Origin of the sequence: Yaniella halotolerans DSM 15476, from assembly GCF_000420805.1 — a bacterium.
Classification (GTDB): domain Bacteria; phylum Actinomycetota; class Actinomycetes; order Actinomycetales; family Micrococcaceae; genus Yaniella; species Yaniella halotolerans.
Window position 1 is genome coordinate 66930 of record NZ_ATVQ01000002.1, and the last position, 19534, is coordinate 86463.

The window sequence follows — 19534 nt, forward strand, 5'->3', positions numbered from 1 at the left end:
AATTCCTGATAGACCTATTCCGTAGAGAGGTTTCCTCCCCACCATGCACTGTCCGTTTTGTCGACACGAAGAATCCCGAGTCGTTGATTCCCGTTCACTTGATGACGGGTCGGCGATTCGACGTCGACGTGAGTGCCGTTCGTGTGACAAACGGTTCACGACAATGGAGACCACATCTCTCAGTGTCATCAAACGGTCTGGGGTAGCCGAAGCCTTTGACCGCGCCAAAGTTGTCAATGGTGTGCGCAAGGCATGTCAGGGCAGACCGGTCGATAACGATGACCTTGCGAAGCTGGCGCAGGAAGTAGAAGAAGCTATCCGCGCGACAGGACACGCAGAAATCGACGCTCATGATGTTGGCCTTGCCATCTTAGGCCCACTGCGCCGACTGGATAAGGTCGCGTATTTGCGATTCGCGTCGGTATATCAGGATTTCGATAATCTCGACGACTTTGAAAAAGCTATTGACGAACTTCGGGAGCGACCAGAGGTGCAAGAACCTCTGCAAGCAAAATTATTTACCCGCTAAAACTTCCGGTGGTGAACCTGGAAGGGGAAGCCAGGTTCACCACCGGTACACTTACTCAGCGACGGTGAGAATCTCTGCGCCGTCGTCCGTCACGACTATCGTGTGTTCGAACTGGGCGCTGCGTTGCTTATCTTTGGTGGTCACCGTCCACCCATCGTCCCAGAGGTCCCAGGCAATATCGCCGAGCGTGAGCATCGGTTCGATAGTGAAAACCATGCCCGGCTGCATCACGTCATTGTGACGGGGTGCCGTGTCGTAATGCGGAATGATCAATCCGGAGTGGAATTCCTTGCCCACGCCGTGGCCCACAAAATCCTCGACGACACCGTAGCCGAAGCGTTTCGCATAGGTTTCAATCACGCGACCGATCACATTAATTTCTCGGCCAGGCTTGACCGCCTTGATCGCGCGTTCCAGGGCCTTTTCAGTGCGTTCCACAAGCAGGCGCGATTCTTCATCGACGGTCCCTACTAAAAAGGTTTTGTTGTGGTCTCCGTGATGGCCGTCTTTATAGACTGTGATATCGATATTGATAATGTCGCCGTCTTCCAAGACGGTGTCATCCGGGATGCCATGGCATATCACTTCGTTTAGGGAAGTGGTCATGGACTTCGGGAACTCTTTGTAACCCAGGGTGGAGGGCCAAGCATCCTGGGCGATGATGAATTCGTGACCAATACGATCCAGTTCGGCTGTTGTAATGCCAGGCTGGATATACTGCTCCACCAGATTCATCGCCTCAGCCGCAAGACGGCCAGCGGACCGTATCTGTTCGATGCCAGCGGCATCATAAATATCACCGTGAAGACCTTCGATCGCCTCCTTCTTGCCGACGTAGTCTGGTCGGACGATATGGGTGGGCACCGGAAGCTGAGGCGCAATATACCCGGGGGCGAGTCGGCCTTTCGGTGCTTTTGACCCTACGTCTGGGCGCGGTGGTGAATCAACCGGCAAGTTGTGTGAGGCAGCCGAGCCAGGTTCAACTGGCTGGCGAGTATCGAGGTTCGGTGGTGTAAAGGTCATGGTTGTACTCTATCTGGACCGTGGGCCTATCTGGTATGAAAGAAGTATGACTGAGGAAAAACGCTATTGGTACAACGTCAAAACCGGCGAAGTTGAAGATGGTCCGCAATCGATGGGCAAAGACAGAATAGGTCCGTTTGCTACTCGCGACGAGGCCGCAAATGCGCTGGCAACTTATGAGCAACGCAATCGTGCTTGGGACGAAGAAGACGAAGACGACGATTGGGGATTGCTCTAGAAGCTATGACCCGCATCCGGGAAGTCAGCCTTCAAGACATCTTCTCGGTAACGTTTTGCAGCATCAGATAACGCCCCACCCACGTCGGCATACTGTTTGACGAACGATGGGACTCGGCCTTGGTTCATTCCGAAGGCGTCCTGCCAAACTAAAACCTGTCCGGTGGTACCGTGACCGGCACCAATCCCGATGGTTGGGATGGTCAGAGCTTCATCGACAGCTGTTGCAACGTCGGCTGGCACCATTTCCATCAGGAGCATCACGGCACCTGCGTCTTGCAATGTTAGAGCTTCCTGGACCATGTGGGCTGTTGCATCTTCTTGTCGTCCCTGGACTCGATACCCACCCAGGACATGCTCAGATTGGGGAGTGAAGCCAGTGTGAGCTACGACCGGGACTCCTGCGGCGGTAAGGGCTTGGATGTGGGGCACATATTCCACGCCACCTTCCATTTTAACGGCCGAGATCCCCGTTTCTTTCACTAGTCGAATACCTGAGGCTACAGCTTGTTCCACGGATTCTTCATAGGACCCAAATGGCAGGTCGGCCATGACCAGGGCGCGGTCGGTGCCAGCAACGACAGCCTTGGAAAACGTGATCATATCGTCCATGGTCACACCCAAGGTCGAGTTCTGCCCCTGGACAACGTTGCCCAGGGAGTCTCCGATGAGCAGCGTCTCAATGCCAGCGTCGTCGAAAATTGCAGCAGTCATCGCGTCGTAACACGTGAGCATGGCGAATTTGCCGCCGGCTTCCTTAATTTGTTGGAAATGCACGGTGCGGTATCGGGTCGGGGTCTTTTTCAAAACTGAATACGGAGTATCAACCATGCCAATAGTCTAACGTCACATTGCTATCCTGGTAGGAGACCCAACAAATTGTCAGGACGAAAGAGACCTCGATACCATGGATCGTCAGCAAGAATATGTTTTACGCACCCTAGAAGACCGAGATGTGCGGTTTATCCGGTTGTGGTTCACCGACGTCGTCGGAGCGCTGAAATCTGTGGCCTTGGCCCCGGCTGAAGTGGAATATGCCTTTTCAGAAGGGCTTGGTTTCGATGGATCGTCCATTGATGGATTCACCCGTATCTTCGAATCGGATATGCTCCTGCAGCCTGACCCCACGACCTTTCAGATTCTGCCGTGGCGAGGGGACGAGGAACAGACCTCCCGGATGTTTTGCGACGTGAAAATGCCTGACGGTGAACCCTCGATGGCTGATCCGCGTCACGTGTTACGCCGTACTCTTGACCATGCTGCTGATATGGGGTTCAGCTGCTACCTCCACCCGGAGATAGAGTTTTACCTGTTCAAGGCCGGTCTCAAAGACGATCAGGGGGCTCCCGTCCCGGTGGATCAAGCTGGATACTTCGATCATGTCCCAGGTGGGGTTGCCCAAGATTTTCGACGCGAGGCAGTATCCATGCTTGAGGCCGTCGGCATCTCCGTGGAATTCTCACATCATGAAGCTGGGTCGGGGCAAAACGAGATTGATTTGCGTGCGACCGATGCCATGTCTACCGCCGATAACATCATGACGGCGCGGACCGTGATTAAAGAAGTCGCAACGCTCCAGGATCTACACGCTACGTTTATGCCAAAACCCCTGGGCTCACAGCCGGGGTCAGCGTTACACACCCATTTCTCGCTATTTGAATCCGACTCGAATGCCTTCCATGAACCCGGTGCAGAATATCAACTGTCCACCACAGCACGGAGATTTATCGCCGGAATCCTCAAATATTCCCCGGAGATCACGGCCGTAACACATCAGTTCGTGAACTCCTATAAGCGCCTGTGGGGTGGCCGTGAAGCACCATCCTATGTTTCCTGGGGACATAACAACCGTTCAGCGTTGGTGCGGATCCCACTGCATAAACCCAATAAGGCCGGATCCGCACGCATTGAGTACCGCGGTATTGATGCGGCAGCCAACCCGTACCTGGCCTATGCCCTGCTGATTTCCGCCGGTCTGAAAGGCATTGAGGAAGAGTACGAACTAGCTGAAGCCGCTGACGATGACATCGGCGAGCTCACGGCGCGCGAACGCATCCTGATGGGACATGACTCTCTACCAACTACGTTGCACGGTGCACTTGGAGTCCTAGAAGAATCAGAATTCGTCGCTGATGTTTTGGGCGAAACGGTGTTCCAATCTGTCTTGCGCACGAAACGGGACGAATGGGACGAATACCGCGTCAACGTGTCACCCTTTGAAATTCGTCGCTACATGGATGCCATATGAGTGTGAGCCAACTTCGGTTGCTATCGACTGGACTACGCGATGGCACCCGAGCGGAATCGCTGCTGCAATCAGCTGAACTTGCAGATCAAAATCAAGAAAACCTACTCGAACAGTTGGCTGTTGCTCCAGACCCCGATCAGGCACTATTGCTGCTCATCCGGTTGCTGGAACGCGATGCCTCCATCGGAAAGCTCGTGGCAGATGGGCAGGCGAAGCCGCTCTTGCGCTTACTGGGCGCCTCAGAGGCGCTCGGCGAATTTTTAATTCGCCGACCGGAACATACCGATATTTTTCGTCAACCCAAGGTCGAGTCCACGCCTGCAAGCGGGGGACTGGTCGACGAGAGCGGGGCGCTGAAACCGGCTGATGTGCAGCTGCGAGCCGCCCTCTTGAAGGCTGTTGGTGCAGACCCAGAGGCCTCGCAACCCGTTGCGAGTGTGACTGGAAAAGACGCAGCCGTTGCCTTACGGACCGAGTATCGTCGTCAGCTGGTTGCCATCACGGTGCAAGATCTTATTTCAGCTGATCCTGTGATGCTACAGCCCGTGGTATCAGTGTGGCTGTCAGATTTGGCAACAGCAGCCCTTGAAAGCGCCCTGGCCGTATCGCGGGCCGAACTCCAAACACGCCACGAATATACCGAAGATGTTGAGCTCGCCGTGATGGCCATGGGTAAATGCGGAGCACGCGAATTGAATTACTTTTCAGACGTTGATGTCATCTTCGTGCACGACGTGGTGGACGGTTCCTCCCTGTCGCCAGAAGCAGCGGCAGATATCGCTGTGGATCTAGCAGCAGGGATCTCCACGGTGATCACCCAGCCCGCTCGAGAAGCAGGACTGTGGGAAGTTGATACCAACCTGCGGCCGGAAGGCCAGGATGGTGTTCTGTCTCGGACTATTGCCTCTCACCTGGAGTATTACCAGCGTTGGGCCCATACGTGGGAATTCCAGGCGTTGCTGAAAGCTCGTCCTGTCGCTGGTGCGATGTCGCTAGGACAGCGTTATCTCGATGTTCTAGGACCGATGGTCTGGCAGGCATCCACACGACCCGGCTTCGTCCGGCAAGTACAGCGCATGCGTAACCGGGTCATCGACCATATTGACCACCAGCAACGTCAACGCGAAATTAAACTTGGACCGGGTGGATTGCGCGACGTCGAGTTTCCTGCCCAGCTGTTGCAACTGGTGCACGGTAAAACTGATCCAGAATTGCGAGTGCGTGCCACCGAAGATGCGCTCAACGCATTGCAGGCGCACAGCTATATCGGGCCCAGCGATGCCCAGGTGATGGCGAGCAACTATCGGTTCTTGCGTCTCATTGAACATCGCGTCCAGTTGGTACAAATGCGACGTACCCACATGATGCCCGAGGACGAAGAAGAACTGCGCAGTCTCTCGCGCGGGGTACGTCCCATGGATGGCGGTTGGCCTAAAGACTATCAACAACTCGTCAAGGCTTGGCAGGCCACTGTACGTTCCAATCGCACCCTGTTTGAGCAGATTTTCTATCGGCCGTTGCTGCCTGCAACTGCGGCCCTATCGACTGATGACGCACGACTCACGCCTGAAGCCGCCACAGCACGCTTGGCAGCGCTTGGTTACCGGGACCCCACCGGCGCCGTTCGTCATATTGAGTCACTGACCTCAGGTGTCTCTAGACAAGCGAAACTCCAGCGTCAGATTTTGCCTGCCATGTTGGGCTGGCTGGCCTCAGGCCCGGATCCAGACAGCGGACTTTTGGGCTTCCGAAAACTCAGCGAATCGGTAGGTAGCTCGCACTGGTACCTCCATATGTTGCGTGATTCCTCGGCTGCTGGTGAGCGTTTGGCACACGTCTTGTCGTCATCGCGGTATATCGCAGACATGCTGGAACACGCCCCGCAGTCTGCAGCATGGATGGATCGAGACCAGGACTTGATGCCATTGAGTCTCGCTACACTGCAAACCGAAATAGCCGCTCTCTTACGTCGTCATCCACATCTGCCTGATGCTGCCCGCTACATTCGACTGGTGCGTCGCCGTGAAGGTTTACGGATAAGTCTTGCAGATGCCTGTGGCCTTATCGAACAACGGCAGGTTTCGGAGGCCCTAGCAGCCGCAGATCAGGCCTCGGTTGAAGCATTACTTGGGATCGTGCACGATCATGTGGAACAAAAGTGGGATGTAGAGGTAGCACCCGCGAATGTTGCGGTAATAGCTATGGGACGCCAAGGGGGATGTGAGGCCGGGTATGGCTCCGACGTTGACGTGATGTTTGTCCACCAGCCGGCACCCGGGGTGGCAGCAGCAGAAGCGACTCGATTTGCAGTCGAAGTGGCGAAAGCTTTGATCAGTTTCATGAAGATGCCGACTCGTCCGCCAATCGTATTGGAACCGGTATTAGAAATTGATGCCGATTTACGCCCCGAAGGCCGTCGAGGCCCACTGGTGCGCTCACTGGATTCATATAAGGCATACTTCGAGCAATGGGCTGATACGTGGGAGGTCCAGGCACTGCTCAAAGCACGGCCGCTGGCGGGGGCTACAGACTTGTTAGAGGAGTTTATGGGGTGGGCCGATTCAGTCCGCTATACCCATGGACTCAACACTGCCCAAGAACAGGCTATTCAACGTATGAAAGCTAGGGTCGAAGCCGAGCGCTTGCCGCGCGGCGCGGACCCGACACGACACATCAAACTGGGTCGTGGAGGGCTAACGGATGTCGAATGGCTGACCCAAACAATCCAATTGAAGTACACGCCTGACCACCCTGCATTACGAACAACCAATACGCTCGAAGCGCTCCAAGCTGCCAGAGAGGCACAACTACTCGAGGCCGAGGACGCAGATATCCTCATACAAGCCTGGAGCTTCGCCACCCGAATTCGCTCGGGAATTGTGATCTCCTCGGCCAAATCTTCTGACGTGCTGCCTACCAACCGGGAGCAACTTGAGGCCCTGGCACGCTGGACCGGTTACGACTCGGGGGAGGTTGGAGAGTTCGAGGATGACTACCTGCGAATTACCCGACATGCTAGAGCAGTATTCGAACGGGTGTTCTACGGAATGTCACCGAAACGTTCCTCAAGGTCCTACGAAAATTAGGCGAGATGTCGCGAGACGGAACACAGATCACAGCCCTCCAACGAGGGTTGCAGGGCCGTGATCTGCTGGTGTCTAACGGTTGATGATGTAATCGGAAATCAATTGCAGTGCACGTTTCCGATCTTCAAGTGGTCCAGCCATATTGGTGATAATGAGTTCGTCGGCATTGACGCGTGCCGCGAATTCGTCCAACCAGTCGCGCACGGTGTCTGGTGTACCCACCGCAGTCATTTCCAACATCTGGAGTACCTGTTGTCCCGGGGGCGAGTGGAGGAGTTGCTCGACGTCTTCGTCTGTCAGCTTTCGTCCACGTCCGAGCATGGTGCGGATGCGTGCGCGCTTAGCGCGGTCCCACATTTCTTGGGCACGTTCGTCGGTGTCAGCAATGACGACGTTGGCCGCTGCAATGAAATGCGGTTTCGGCAGGTCTTGTGATGGCGTGAATTCGGTGCGATACGTTGCTGCAGCTGATTCCAGCATTTGCGGCGCAAAGTGCGACGCGAAACTGTACGTCATGCCAAGTTGGGCGGCCAACTGCGCACCGAAATGTGAGGAACCGAGAATCACAAGCGGTACATTGGTACCTGATCCGGGGTATGCATTAATCCCAGGGATACGAGACGCGTCCTTGAGATAGCCTTGCAGCTCCAGCACATCGGAGGGGAACCGCTCAGAGGACTGGTTGGTGCGGCGCAGTGCCATCAGCGTTTTTTGATCGGTACCGGGGGCTCTCCCGAGTCCAAGATCAATACGATCGCCGTAGAGTTCTTTGAGTGTCCCGAATTGCTCAGCAATAACTAACGGTGCGTGGTTGGGGAGCATGATGCCTCCGGCACCCAAACGAATATTTTTTGTATGGGCACCCATATGTGCCAACAACACCGATGTGGCCGACGATGCAATCGTTTCCATATTGTGGTGCTCTGCGAACCAGAGACGATGGAACCCAAGTTCGTCGGCCAGTACGGCAAGTTCCGTGGATTCTTGCAAAGATTCAGCTATGGGTTGTCCATGACGGACGGTGGCCAAATCTAGGATGGACACGGGATAGGGAGCGGTCAAAGTACCTCCAAAAGTAGTGACGTCTAGAAGGTACAGCGCCCAGTGAGGCCCAGATTATTCCGCAAGCCCGTTCACCGTTACAGCCAACTGTAGGGCAGCTTCCGCGGCTTCTTGACCTTTGGACTCGGAGGAATCATCTAGTCCAGCACGGTCGAGTGCCTGGGCGTCATTATCCACGGTGAGAATACCGAAGCCAACCGGCTTGCCAGCGTCCAACTGCACGCGTGTAAGCCCAGAGGTCACCGCGTCTGCAACAAAATCAAAGTGAGGCGTATCGCCGCGGATGATGACACCGAGACACACAACGGCGTCGTATCCGTTGGCGAGGGCAGCTTGTGCGGCCAGTGGTATTTCGAAGGACCCGGCTACGGTGATCAACCTGCGGGTTGCACCGGACGCTTCGAGGGTGGCGGTGGCACCGTCGATGAGTCCGTTCATGACGGTGGTATGCCAAGAGCCAGCGATAATAGCAACGCGGTATCCTGTAGCGTCAACTGCTAATTGGGGTGCGCCGTGTTTGACCATGATGTTCCTATTCTGTTGGGATGATGTGATCGAGTTTTGTGGCTTTGGTGGTTAGATAGCCAGCATTTTCGGGGTGTCGTCCAACCACCAGCCCGATGCGTTCGGAGACGTTAATGCCGTTTGCTTGCAGCTGGTCGACCTTATCCGGGTTGTTCGTCAATAACTTGACGTTATTAATACCCAGGGTGTCCAGGATCTCGGCAGCCGCCGTGTAGCTGCGGGCGTCAACCGGTAGGCCCAGGTGTTCGTTCGCTTCGATCGTGTCCAAACCGGTGGACTGGAGCTGGTATGCCCGGATTTTGTTTCCCAGGCCGATGCCGCGTCCTTCATGACCGCGTAGGTAGATGAGAATGCCGCCGTGTGTACCGATATGTTCTAATGCTGAATCCAGTTGTGCCCCGCATTCGCATTTCAACGAACCGAAGGCTTCACCCGTGAGGCATTCAGAATGTACCCGGACTACGGTGGGCTCATCCGTGGCCAGCACGGTATCCGGACCGACAAGTGCCAGGTGTTCGACCCCGGCTTTGCGGTCGCGGTAGACCTTCATGGTCAATGGTCCGAATGTGGTGGGGACGAGTGCCTCGGCACGTTGCGATACGTGCCGGTGGATGATCTCGGATGGAGCGGTCTCGGGGTGGTTGGTGTTCAAGTAGTCGGCCAACGCTTCGATGGTGATGACCGGAATATTATGTTCTGCCCCGAGTTCGATGAGTCCGGGCAGACGCATCATATCGCCGTCGTCGGCAACGATTTCAGCAATAACACCGACCGGCGACAGCCCGGCCAGCCCCATAAGTTCGACAGCTGCTTCGGTGTGGCCAGGGCGCTGCCGGACACCACCGGACACGGCGCGTAACGGCAAAATATGCCCTGGACGGTTCAAATCAGACGGCGCAGTGTCGGGGGAGGCCAAGAGGTTTACAGTGTGCGAACGATCTGCTGCCGAGATACCTGTAGTGACACCTTCGGCGGCATCGACGGTCACCGTGTAGGCCGTCTGGCGCACATCTTGGTTCTGAGAGACCATCATGGGAAGTTCGAGCCCGTCGGCAACTTCGTCCGACATAGGCGCACATAACAGTCCCGAAGAATATTCGACCATGAAGGCAATCGATTCGGGGGTCGCAAGCTCGGCGGAGATGATCAGGTCACCTTCGTTTTCGCGGTCCTCATCGTCGGCGACGATAACCGGTTGACCTGCCGCAATCGCATCAATGGCTTGTTGAATGGTGGCGAGTTTCATTTTTCCTCTTTGGTGTTGAACTGGAGCATACGAGCGACATGGCGAGCGAGGAGGTCGGTTTCCAAATTGACCACATCGCCAACCTCAGCTGTACCCAGCGTGGTCGCTTCAAGTGTTTCGGGGATGAGAAAGATATCGAACCAGTGCTCTACTGCGTGAGGTTCGGAAACTTTGGCAACCGTCAGTGAGATACCGTTGACGGTGATGGATCCTTGGTCGATCAGATACGGTGCTAACCGCTCGGGCAAACTTATGCGGATGCGGGTCCATTGTGCCCCGGGCTCGATCTCGTTGATCGTGGCAGTCGCCTCCACATGCCCCTGGACGATGTGGCCTCCAAATCGATCGGTTGCTGCCATCGCCGGTTCGACATTGACTTCGTCGCCTGGATTCATGGCGCCCAGCGATGTTAGGCGCAGGGTTTGGACCATGACATCAGCCGTAAAATGCTGCTCGCTAAAATCTGTAACTGTAAGACAGACACCGTCGATTGCAATTGAATCGCCGCGGCGGACATCAGCGAGGACCGCTGGGGCCTGGATCGTCATTGCTAACGTGGCGGGGGAGGTTTGATCGACGGCAGTTATTTTGCCTCGGGTCTGGATAATGCCGGTAAACACTAGTGGTCCTTACGCAAAGTGGAAACGGTATCTGCATCGAGTTGATGCATACTGGAGAAAACTAATTTGTGGGCGTCGGTGAGGGTTTCTATCCCCAACTCACCGACTGCATGGTGCGGCCCGCCTAGCAGCAGCGGTGCGGTGTAGATCAACAGTTCATCGGCTAGATGCTGGCCGAGGACTGCTGTGGTGAATCGAGGACCGGCCTCCAGGAATACTCGCGGGGTCGCATCGATGTACTTGGAAAGACCCGCGAATTGATTTCTGAGGTCCTGTCCAGAAAATTGCGGGGCCCGAGCAAGGCCTCGTGAGATCAAGGCAGGATGCTGGTGGACCAGTGCATCGTCTGCGACAGTACCGGTCCCGAAGATGACCGGTAGTGGTTGGTCCTGCGGTGCGACTAACAGGTTTTGATGTTCATCCCGTGCGGTCAGAGCGGGATTATCGGCAGACACGGTAGCGGTGGTGGTCACGACGATATCGGCCAATGCGCGCTGTAAATGTACGTGACGTCGTGCCTTTGCGCCGGTGATCCACCGGCTGGAACCGTCAGCCGCGGCAAGCCGACCGTCCAACGACTGAGCCCATTTCGCGATGACTCGGCCACGGGTCTGTTCGGTGCGCTGGTGCCAGTCGCGCAACAGTGTAGCGGTCGCTTCTGATTCCACACCGCCGATCAGACGGTGACCACGGGCAAAAAGTTCGGTTGCACCACCCGATGAACGTTGGCCGACATCAGGTTGGCCATACACGATGGTCCCGATCCCTGCGGTATGCAAGGCCTCAACACATGGTGGCGTGGTGCCGGTGTGGTTGCATGGTTCCAGTGTGACGACTGCAGTCAGGCCCACCGGATTGAGTTGTGAATCCAGGTTCTTGAGGGCTGCTACTTCGGCGTGATCCGAACCGGCGCCGGCATGGTAACCTTCGGCAACAACTGAATTGGCCGCATCAACGATCACGCATCCGACTTGAGGATTAATATCATCGGACGGTCCGCGTTGTGCAAGCGTGATGGCACGCTGCATCGCAGACGAAAGCTGGGTGTGAGATAACATCCGGCGGCTAACTCCTTGATACAGGTGCGCCGGGAATGGCTGCTATTGCTGACAGCAGCGCGTTCCTCTCATCCGGACTAAGGCTTTATACCTATCACCGTCGGTATCAGAATTTCACTGATTCAACCCCGCGGGCGCGGGGGTCGCGGACTTTTACCGCCGGTTCGGATTCTCACCGACCCCGGAACACTTTCACTACTGTACACGGTCTGGGTCACATTCGGCACTCTGTAACTTCATGAAAGTTAACTATTGAGATTCTCAAGCAATGACGCTGTGTCGCTCGGTGTGAGGACGGTCGCTGGGTGTGGTCCTGCTGCCGATAGCCGAGAACGCAAACCTTCTTGGGCATCAGGATCGCTAGGTAATCCGCCGCCTGCAGCCAGCACTGCGTTACCCGAAGTCCGGTGTACCAGTGTGGACGCGTCGGCTAGCGTCCACACCCCATGAAGTTGGTGAGTCACGCTATCCATCGCCTGAGCTTGCGTAGTAAAAAACCGTAAGCCGGCTTCGTCCTCCCCAATATTCACTAGCAGCACGCCGTGGTGCGTCAAGAGACTCAGAAGTTCCCGATAAAAGCCTTCACCGGTGAGATGCTCAGCAGTGTCTCCACCGGTAAAAATATCAACCACGATGGCATCGAAGGATTGCGTTTTCATGGCTTGAACCTGGGCCCGGGCATCGCCAGTTACCACTTCCAGCTGCGTGCCTTCGGGTAACGGGAGTTCGGCGACTACGAGCGGAATGAGCTGTGGGTCGAGCTCGACGACGGTCTGATGGGAGCCCGGGCGGGTGGCCTGAACATACCGGGGGAGTGTGAGGGCGCCGGCGCCCAGATGTAGTACCTTGATGGCTCGGTTGGCTGGCCAACTGGTGTCGATAACATTGGCGATCCGGTGGAGGTATTCAAAACGAATCACCCTTGGATCGGCTAAGTCGACGTGAGATTGAATGTCGCCGTCGAGTTCTAAGATCCAACCGTCGTCAAATTCGGAGGGGACGATCTTGGCGTGCTTGGAAAAGGTAGTCATGATCTTCTAGCGTAAACGCAAAGTGTGGTCGCATAGAACAAAACCCGGCCCGCACGTGCCGAGTTGGCAGCTGCGGACCGGGATTGTTGGTGAGTGCGATAACCTGTTCGATCAGACTGAGTAGTACAGCTGAAACTCCATCGGTGAAACCATCGCCTGCATCGGTGCGATTTCAGTGTCACGCTTGAGCTGGATCCAGGTTTCTACGAGATCTTCGGTGAAAACATCGCCGGCAAGCAGGAACTCATGGTCCTCTTCCAAAGCGTCGATGGCTTCTTCCAGCGTCCGTGGTGCCTGCTGAATATTCTGGGATTCTTCTGGCGGGAGCTCGTAGAGATCCTTATCGATTGGCTCTGCGGGCTCAATACGATTGCGAATACCATCCAGTCCGGCCATCAGCTGGGCAGCAAACCCGAGATACGGGTTGCCTGATGGGTCCGGTGCGCGGAATTCCAAGCGCTTTGCCTTCGGATTCGATCCGGTTACTGGAATTCGGACTGCTGCTGAGCGGTTACCCTGGGAGTACAGCATGTTGACGGGGGCTTCGAAACCTTTGACGAGGCGCTTGTAGGAGTTCACCGTCGGGTTGGTAAACGCCAAGACCGCTGACGCGTGTTTCAGCAGCCCACCGATGTACCACCGTGCCGTATCGGAGAGGTTGGCGTAGCCGGTTTCGTCGTAAAACAGTGGCTCACCGTCCATCCACAGCGACTGGTGGCAGTGCATACCTGAACCGCCGTCGCCAAATACTGGTTTGGGCATAAAGGTTGCGGTCTTGCCGGCTTGTTCTGCAGCACCTTTGACGATGTATTTGAAAAGTTGGACATCGTCGGCTGCACGCATCAGTGTGTCGAAGCGATAGTTAATTTCGCCTTGACCACCTGCACCAACTTCGTGGTGTGAACGCTCGACTTCAAGTCCAACTTGCCCCAGAAGCAGTGAGATGTCATCGCGTAGGTCAGCGTGTTTATCAACCGGAGAAACCGGGAAGTAACCTTTCATGGTTCGGTTCCGGTGACCAAGGTTGCCACCCTCGATTTCTTTTCCGTCATTCCAGAAAGCTTCGTCAGAATCTACAGACGCAAAAGAGCGATTTGGCAGATGTGTCTCAAATCGTACGTCGTCGAAAATGTAGAACTCTGCTTCGGCTGCAAAGATGGCGGTGTCTGCGATACCGGTCGACGCCACATAATCTTCTGCACGTTGCGCGACGGATCGAGGGTCACGGACGTAAGCTTCGCCTGTGCGTGGTGACAGAATCGAAAATGACATGCACAGGGTTTTGTGTTTGCGGAAAGGGTCAACGAAAGCAGTGCCTACATCAGGGATCAGCTGCAAGTCCGAGTCGGCAATACCGGCGAAGCCAGGGATGGAAGAACCATCGAAGAGCTGCCCGATGGTGAAGAAGTCATCGTCTACGGATTCGGCAGGGACGTTGAAATGATGCTGGCCCCCGAGCATATCGGTGAACCGGATATCTACAAAGACGACGTCCTCGTCCTGTATATAGGATAAGACTTCTTCGGGTGAGGTGAACATTGTCACTCCATTCATTGCGTATAAGTTGGTACAAGCTTAACGACTAATCAGACCACATTGAAGTTCTGAGTCTTCAGAACGCGAGATTGCGGCGCAATACACATGCGTTAAACATGCAATGCGCATGCTTTGTAACAAAGCTATTAGGCTAGAGCTGATGAGTAACGGACAAAATTCTTCGCAAGAGCCACGCTGGGCTGGTCAATTCCTTGGACTCCCTGAATCAGGGCCGGCCTCGATGGCTTCGTATCCGCGTCGTCTCGGAGCGGTTTTCATCGACTGGTTCGTGGCGAGCGGCGTCGGCATGATCATAGCGCCAGGCAACCAGTGGGTCGTGCTGGCCACCTTCTTGTTCTTACATTTCGCCTTGTTGTGGCTGTTCGCTACGACACTGGGTAAACGAGTGTTTAGAATTCAGGTGGTGCAGCTTGGAGGATCCACAATCAAGCTATATCAAGCAGCCATACGAGCGGTTCTACTGATCCTGGTTCTGCCGGTTCTTATCATTGATCGTGATAGTCGTGGTCTGCACGACAAACTGGCCGGCACCGTAGAGATTCATATGTAATCACACGGCACCGGCCAGTTGAGTGACAGTGGCTTAAACGATTAGCGACCGCGCATAGCCTTGCGGTCTGGACGCATTCGGTTTGGGTCAATACCTTTCGGTATACCCAAGTTGTTGACCGGCATAGACGAGATACGCTGCTCAACAGCGCGAACTTCGTGACGGTTTAGGGTCTTCTTCATCCGCTTGATCGTGGACTTGACCTCATGCAACTCAACTTCGTTGGGGCCGTGGCCAACTTGAACCGTGCGGATCTCCACATTCGGCAAGAACCGCTCAAGGTGCTTGCGTTGTTTCTCCACTAGTTTCTTAGCACGGTTATAGTCGCCGTCGGCTACCAGGACAACACCGGCTTTTCCGACCGCACGGAAAACAGTCTCCTGGGTTCTTGGGTTAACTGCAACCGGGTCCTCTTCAACAACCCAACCGCGGCCCAACTGCGACAGCGTCGCGCCAGCAGCACCAGGCCGACCGTCAATCTGGGCAAATGCGGCTTTTTCAGCCTTCTTGTTCATAATGATGATCGCGGCGAGAAGGCCGAGAGGAATGAACATCAGTGTCCAGAGCACGGGAGAGCCCGTGAGTAGACCGATGATGAGACCGATCAAGAGGGCGGCGACAAACGCACCGACCATCCACCAGATAATTGATGGATCAAACTTCCGCGTCATTTTAAAGACGTCGGCAATTTGTTTGAAGAAGCCGCGCTTATTAGCCTTCTTGGCCTTCTTAGCCTCTTTCGCCTCAATTTTTTCAGTCTTACGACGAGCCTTCTGCTCAGCCTTAACGGTTTTGAGGTCCTTTTTGGGCGCTTGAGCTGCGCCGGAAGATTTTTGTTCAGCCATGATAAACCTATTCTAGCCCTAACCCCTGTGGACAACTTAATTTGACCTTTGCATTTTCGGGCATGATAGAGCCTACCTGTCCGAGGAGATAAACCGTGAATTCGCCCACAGATAGAACATCGGATCTACTCAGTACCCGAATAGCAACGAAATTCGCACCGCCACAGTTACTCGCACTCGACGACTGGCGAGTTATTCGGCACCTGGGTAGCGGTTCTACCGCGCATGTCTGGCTCTTGCACAACGCATCATGTTCACACTATGTTGCGTGCAAGACTCCTAAAACAGACGTGGATGCGACTACGCTTTCGCAGGAAGCGCAGTTGGCCGCGGGGTTGCACCATGAGAATCTGATTTCGCCAAGCGAACTAGCCCCAGCATTGAGTACGGCCCACGCTACGTTTTGGGAGTTTTTACCTGCCGGTTCACTAGCACATCTCGTGGCATCCGCGGGGTCTCTGAGTACTGCGCAGACTGTCACAGTCCTATCGGCCATGCTCCAGGTGGCTCAGTATCTTCAGGGGCTGCAAATCGTCCACGGTGACATCTCACCTCGAAACATACTCTTTGATCTGACGGGCAGACCGGTACTGATTGATTTGGGAGCTGTCAGGGCAACGGCCCACGCTTATACACAGACCGGCTCACCTGGTTTCACAGCACCCGAGCTTTTGGGCCCTTCCAATCAGGTCGAAGGGCTGGGCGCTGCGGCAGATGTCTATTCCCTTGGGGCTATTGGGTGGTTTTGTCTAACCGGTATGATTCCGGGGCCACCCCATGCAAGGGTGCCCTTGGTAACTATGAACCCAAACTTAGCTACTGACATCATTGAGCTCTTGGAAGCCTCACTATCGGCAGACCCTGCACGACGCCCCAGCTTGAATCAACTGATGGGTGCTGTCCCACACTGGGAGGAACCGGAGCCAGTTGACCTATTCCCGGCAGTGGGGGAAGAATACGAGCTGCTTTTGCCCACTAGAAAGCCTTTAACTCAGGGGACGCCGAAACGTCGCAAACGAAAACAGCGCCAACGGCAGCAGGCCAAAGCCCGCCCGCCAGCGAATGCCGTACGGTTAACGAGTCCTAAGCCTCGTCGATTAGTACTGGGATTAGGAGCGCTCATTTTAGCCGGGGGAGTGATAGTAACGAGTATCTACGCAACGCCCAATGTGGAGCAAGTTGCCTCAGACGTACGGAAAGAAGAGCAAGTCGAGGCCCCACACCAAGTGGATTTCCAGGCCGTCATTGATGCACTAGCTAAAGCCCGCAGTACTGCTTGGGCCAACGCAGATGCGTCCCTTAGCACTACCTACGCGGCACCTGATTCTGCAATCCAGAGTCAAGACCGCGATCTATTGGAGTCGCTCGCTGAAGCCGGTCATAGTCTCGACGGCATACGAATGCGAGCTACAGTCCTTGCGGCAGCGCAGACAGCTGATTACGCAAAAGTCACCGTGGACTGGCGGATGGATCGGTATACACAGCGAGATACTGCTGGGGATGTTATCGAAGAATTCGAACCACATTCCCAAAACATTGACTTGATTTTGCACGAGACAGCTGAGGGGTGGAAGATCACAGACGCAGCGCCATGACGTCACCCACCTTGCAGCAGTCATTAGCGGTCCTATGAATTAGCTGGGATTTGGTGCATCACTGCTATTTGGCAAAGAAAAAACCGCAGAGCGAACTCTGCGGTTTTTTGCAATGGAACCTCCACTACATATCGAAGCGCCATAGTGTTGCCACGAGGGCTGCGATGATGGCAGTGCCACCCGTAGCATGTGCCAGACCTGTAGAAATCTCGTGACCTCGGTTGATTTTACGACGGCCCAGGAGGGCGGTAGTAAAGACCATGAGGCCCAAGAGCAGTTTGATCGTCAGCTTGATACGTTGCGCCGGATCCCCAATACCGTTCATCTCCGTTAGCCCGAAGAGGACCGCTCCTGAGATGATCATGAAGATCGCACCGTACCACTGTGAGATAGTGACCGTTGGGTTCTTAAAGTTGGCTAACCAACCCCCAACAATCGCTGCCATCGACAGGATATGGACTGCGATGAAAATCGTAGTGACGATAGTCATTATTCTGCCGGGGTTCCTTTCAGAGGCCTAGCTCGCCACCGAATTCAGCTCTTTCGAGACGGTTCTTCAGCGTGGTCATAAATCGACCTGCGTCTGCTCCGTCTACGATGCGGTGATCATAGGTGAGTGACAGGTACATCATGTGACGGATAGCGATAGAATCATTGCCGTCGGCGTCTGCCATAACAACTGGGCGTTTGACGATGTTTCCTGGACCCAAGATCGCTACCTGTGGCTGGTTGATGACCGGCGTATCAAACAGTGCACCAAATGAGCCGAGGTTCGTGATTGAGAACGTGCCGCCGGACAATTCGTCAGGTTTGACCTGGTTGTCGCGGGTACGCAAGGCAACATCTGAGATCGAGCTGGCTATTCCAGCCAAATTCAAGTTACCTGCGTTTTTGATGACTGGCACGAGGAGACCGCGCTCAGTGTCTACTGCAATACCGATGTCTTCGGTGCTGTGGTAGGTGATCTCCTGGGTCTCAGTGTTGTACTGAGCATTCAGAGCCGGGTGGGCGCGGAGTGCTTCAGTTGTTGCCTGGGTAATGAAGGCAAGGAATGTGAGGTTAGCGCCGTTTTCAGCTTTGAACCGCTCCTTCACCTGATTACGGAGGTTAACGATTCGAGTCATATCGATTTCGTGAACCTGTGTCAGCTGGGCTGAGGTATCCAGTGATTCGACCATGCGATCAGCGATGACGCGACGGATGCGAGAAGCTTTTTCTGTCGTGCCACGCTTGGACGGATCGATCGAAGAGGTCGGATCCTTAGGCGCTGGGCGTGAAGCCTGCTGTGAAGCAGCTGCGGGAGCTGCTGTCTGATCGCCACGAGATTCGTACTCTTTTGCTGCTGCAGCGGCAAGTACGTCTTGCTTGCGGATCCGACCGCCAACACCTGTTCCGGTGACCTGGTCTAGATCGACATCCTGCTCACGTGCTAAACGACGCACTAGCGGAGTGACGTAGCCGTCACCGCGTGGCGTGTCGTCAGGAGAGCTTGGCGTCTCTTCTGCAGCTGGTGCAGGGGTAGGCGCAGGCTCAGGTTCTGGAGTTGGCGCAGGTTCAGGCTCGGGTGTTGGTTCTGGCTTCTCTGCGGCAGGCTCTGGTTCCGAAGTTTTCTGAGCCGGAGCAGCTGGTGGAGCTTCTTCTGCTGGCGCCGAGTCGGAAGAACCTACGAGAGCTAGGACTTGGCCAACCTCGATGTCTTCGTCTTCCTGAACTTTAATTTCCAGAACAGTACCGGCCACCGGGGATGGGATCTCGGTGTCGACTTTGTCGGTGGAGATTTCCACGATGGGTTCGTCGACTTCGATGGTGTCGCCGACTTCTTTTAGCCAGCGGGTAACGGTACCTTCAGTAACCGATTCGCCCAGTTCTGGCAGGGTGACTTCTTGAGCATCTGCTGACGCTGAAGCAGGTGCCTCTTCTTGGGCCACCGGAGCTGATGTCTCAGCGGATTCCTCCGTAGACTCTGCGGTCTCAGTAGGCTCCTCTTCGGCAGGCGCTTCTTCCGCGGCGGAGTCATCCGCTGGGCTGTCAGCTGCAGATTCACCTTCCTCACCAACAACGGCTAAGCCTTGGCCGACCTCGATGTCTTCGTCTTCCTGAACGAGAATTTCCAGGACTGTTCCAGCGACCGGGGATGGGATCTCGGTGTCGACTTTGTCGGTGGAGATTTCCACGATGGGTTCGTCGACTTCGATGGTGTCGCCGACTTCTTTTAGCCAACGGGTAACGGTACCTTCAGTAACCGATTCGCCCAGTTCTGGCAGAGTAATGGTTTCAGACATTACGTCCGGTTTCCTCTCTATTCCTCTTCGAATGCTCACA

General features: G+C 55.2%; 18 protein-coding genes and 1 riboswitch. Of the genes, 6 read left to right on the top strand and 12 right to left on the bottom strand.

Annotation, left to right across the window (positions count from 1 at the left end):
* Positions 1-43: 43 nt before the first annotated feature.
* Positions 44-529, top strand: coding sequence for a transcriptional regulator NrdR (gene nrdR / locus G583_RS0107895; protein ID WP_022870641.1), 486 nt, complete (start codon positions 44-46; stop codon positions 527-529).
* A gap of 51 nt (positions 530-580) precedes the next feature.
* On the opposite strand, the gene map is transcribed toward nrdR, so the two are convergent.
* Positions 581-1552 (bottom strand): type I methionyl aminopeptidase, encoded by a 972-nt coding sequence (gene map / locus G583_RS0107900; RefSeq protein ID WP_022870642.1) that lies wholly within the window; start codon positions 1550-1552, stop codon positions 581-583.
* A gap of 46 nt (positions 1553-1598) precedes the next feature.
* Between map and G583_RS0107905 the strand changes: the two genes are divergently transcribed.
* Complete coding sequence (locus G583_RS0107905) at positions 1599-1790, top strand: hypothetical protein (RefSeq protein WP_022870643.1); 192 nt, start codon at positions 1599-1601, stop codon at positions 1788-1790.
* Here G583_RS0107905 and panB read toward each other — a convergent pair.
* Positions 1787-2620 (bottom strand): 3-methyl-2-oxobutanoate hydroxymethyltransferase, encoded by an 834-nt coding sequence (gene panB, locus G583_RS0107910; protein WP_022870644.1) that lies wholly within the window; start codon positions 2618-2620, stop codon positions 1787-1789. The genes G583_RS0107905 and panB overlap by 4 nt on opposite strands.
* Positions 2621-2696: 76 nt before the next feature.
* Between panB and G583_RS0107915 the strand changes: the two genes are divergently transcribed.
* Together G583_RS0107915 and G583_RS15060 are read left to right on the top strand one after the other, a co-directional pair.
* Complete coding sequence (locus G583_RS0107915) at positions 2697-4037, top strand: glutamine synthetase family protein (RefSeq protein ID WP_022870645.1); 1341 nt, start codon at positions 2697-2699, stop codon at positions 4035-4037.
* Positions 4034-7123, top strand: coding sequence for a bifunctional [glutamine synthetase] adenylyltransferase/[glutamine synthetase]-adenylyl-L-tyrosine phosphorylase (locus tag G583_RS15060; protein WP_022870646.1), 3090 nt, complete (start codon positions 4034-4036; stop codon positions 7121-7123). Before G583_RS0107915 ends, G583_RS15060 begins: the two co-directional genes overlap by 4 nt.
* Before the next feature lie 72 nt (positions 7124-7195).
* On the opposite strand, the gene G583_RS0107925 is transcribed toward G583_RS15060, so the two are convergent.
* The 7 genes from G583_RS0107925 to glnA form a co-directional block, all read right to left on the bottom strand.
* Complete coding sequence (locus G583_RS0107925; protein ID WP_022870647.1) at positions 7196-8185, bottom strand: LLM class flavin-dependent oxidoreductase; 990 nt, start codon at positions 8183-8185, stop codon at positions 7196-7198.
* Between the two features lie 54 nt (positions 8186-8239).
* The gene (gene ribH, locus G583_RS0107930; RefSeq protein ID WP_022870648.1) at positions 8240-8710 is read right to left on the bottom strand and encodes a 6,7-dimethyl-8-ribityllumazine synthase; all 471 of its coding nucleotides are present in this window, start codon (positions 8708-8710) and stop codon (positions 8240-8242) included.
* A 7-nt stretch (positions 8711-8717) separates the two neighbouring features.
* Positions 8718-9956 (bottom strand): bifunctional 3,4-dihydroxy-2-butanone-4-phosphate synthase/GTP cyclohydrolase II, encoded by a 1239-nt coding sequence (locus tag G583_RS0107935; RefSeq protein ID WP_022870649.1) that lies wholly within the window; start codon positions 9954-9956, stop codon positions 8718-8720.
* Positions 9953-10576 carry a riboflavin synthase gene (locus G583_RS0107940; protein ID WP_022870650.1) on the bottom strand — a complete coding sequence of 208 codons (624 nt, stop codon included), beginning with the start codon at positions 10574-10576 and terminating at the stop codon, positions 9953-9955. Before G583_RS0107940 ends, G583_RS0107935 begins: the two co-directional genes overlap by 4 nt.
* Positions 10576-11634 carry a bifunctional diaminohydroxyphosphoribosylaminopyrimidine deaminase/5-amino-6-(5-phosphoribosylamino)uracil reductase RibD gene (gene ribD / locus G583_RS15065; RefSeq protein ID WP_022870651.1) on the bottom strand — a complete coding sequence of 353 codons (1059 nt, stop codon included), beginning with the start codon at positions 11632-11634 and terminating at the stop codon, positions 10576-10578. Before ribD ends, G583_RS0107940 begins: the two co-directional genes overlap by 1 nt.
* Positions 11635-11690: 56 nt before the next feature.
* Positions 11691-11827: riboswitch (FMN riboswitch) on the bottom strand.
* A gap of 52 nt (positions 11828-11879) precedes the next feature.
* Positions 11880-12665, bottom strand: coding sequence for a spermidine synthase (locus G583_RS0107950; RefSeq protein ID WP_022870652.1), 786 nt, complete (start codon positions 12663-12665; stop codon positions 11880-11882).
* A 111-nt stretch (positions 12666-12776) separates the two neighbouring features.
* Positions 12777-14204: a type I glutamate--ammonia ligase gene (gene glnA / locus G583_RS0107955; protein WP_022870653.1), complete on the bottom strand. Its 1428-nt coding sequence runs from the start codon at positions 14202-14204 to the stop codon at positions 12777-12779.
* Between the two features lie 157 nt (positions 14205-14361).
* Here glnA and G583_RS0107960 point away from each other — a divergent pair, with 157 nt between their 5' ends.
* Positions 14362-14772 (top strand): RDD family protein, encoded by a 411-nt coding sequence (locus tag G583_RS0107960; RefSeq protein ID WP_022870654.1) that lies wholly within the window; start codon positions 14362-14364, stop codon positions 14770-14772.
* A 41-nt stretch (positions 14773-14813) separates the two neighbouring features.
* Here the strand turns inward: G583_RS0107960 and G583_RS0107965 are convergent, their stop codons facing one another.
* Positions 14814-15617: a DUF4191 domain-containing protein gene (locus G583_RS0107965; protein ID WP_022870655.1), complete on the bottom strand. Its 804-nt coding sequence runs from the start codon at positions 15615-15617 to the stop codon at positions 14814-14816.
* A 95-nt stretch (positions 15618-15712) separates the two neighbouring features.
* Between G583_RS0107965 and G583_RS0107970 the strand changes: the two genes are divergently transcribed.
* A complete protein-coding gene (locus G583_RS0107970; protein ID WP_084677324.1) occupies positions 15713-17212 on the top strand; it encodes a serine/threonine protein kinase in 1500 nt (499 codons plus the stop codon).
* Positions 17213-17336: 124 nt separating this feature from the next.
* On the opposite strand, the gene G583_RS0107975 is transcribed toward G583_RS0107970, so the two are convergent.
* Together G583_RS0107975 and sucB are read right to left on the bottom strand one after the other, a co-directional pair.
* Complete coding sequence (locus G583_RS0107975) at positions 17337-17702, bottom strand: hypothetical protein (protein ID WP_022870657.1); 366 nt, start codon at positions 17700-17702, stop codon at positions 17337-17339.
* 19 nt (positions 17703-17721) lie between these two features.
* Complete coding sequence (gene sucB, locus G583_RS0107980; protein ID WP_022870658.1) at positions 17722-19494, bottom strand: 2-oxoglutarate dehydrogenase, E2 component, dihydrolipoamide succinyltransferase; 1773 nt, start codon at positions 19492-19494, stop codon at positions 17722-17724.
* Positions 19495-19534 lie beyond the last annotated feature (40 nt).

Coding starts and splice junctions, on each gene's coding strand:
- nrdR (WP_022870641.1), top strand. CDS start 44: ATGCACTGTCCGTTTTGTCGACACGAAGAATCCCGAGTCGTTGATTCC.
- map (WP_022870642.1), bottom strand. CDS start 1,552: ATGACCTTTACACCACCGAACCTCGATACTCGCCAGCCAGTTGAACCT.
- G583_RS0107905 (WP_022870643.1), top strand. CDS start 1,599: ATGACTGAGGAAAAACGCTATTGGTACAACGTCAAAACCGGCGAAGTT.
- panB (WP_022870644.1), bottom strand. CDS start 2,620: ATGGTTGATACTCCGTATTCAGTTTTGAAAAAGACCCCGACCCGATAC.
- G583_RS0107915 (WP_022870645.1), top strand. CDS start 2,697: ATGGATCGTCAGCAAGAATATGTTTTACGCACCCTAGAAGACCGAGAT.
- G583_RS15060 (WP_022870646.1), top strand. CDS start 4,034: ATGAGTGTGAGCCAACTTCGGTTGCTATCGACTGGACTACGCGATGGC.
- ribH (WP_022870648.1), bottom strand. CDS start 8,710: ATGGTCAAACACGGCGCACCCCAATTAGCAGTTGACGCTACAGGATAC.
- G583_RS0107935 (WP_022870649.1), bottom strand. CDS start 9,956: ATGAAACTCGCCACCATTCAACAAGCCATTGATGCGATTGCGGCAGGT.
- ribD (WP_022870651.1), bottom strand. CDS start 11,634: ATGTTATCTCACACCCAGCTTTCGTCTGCGATGCAGCGTGCCATCACG.
- G583_RS0107950 (WP_022870652.1), bottom strand. CDS start 12,665: ATGACTACCTTTTCCAAGCACGCCAAGATCGTCCCCTCCGAATTTGAC.
- glnA (WP_022870653.1), bottom strand. CDS start 14,204: ATGTTCACCTCACCCGAAGAAGTCTTATCCTATATACAGGACGAGGAC.
- G583_RS0107960 (WP_022870654.1), top strand. CDS start 14,362: ATGAGTAACGGACAAAATTCTTCGCAAGAGCCACGCTGGGCTGGTCAA.
- G583_RS0107965 (WP_022870655.1), bottom strand. CDS start 15,617: ATGGCTGAACAAAAATCTTCCGGCGCAGCTCAAGCGCCCAAAAAGGAC.
- G583_RS0107975 (WP_022870657.1), bottom strand. CDS start 17,702: ATGACTATCGTCACTACGATTTTCATCGCAGTCCATATCCTGTCGATG.
- sucB (WP_022870658.1), bottom strand. CDS start 19,494: ATGTCTGAAACCATTACTCTGCCAGAACTGGGCGAATCGGTTACTGAA.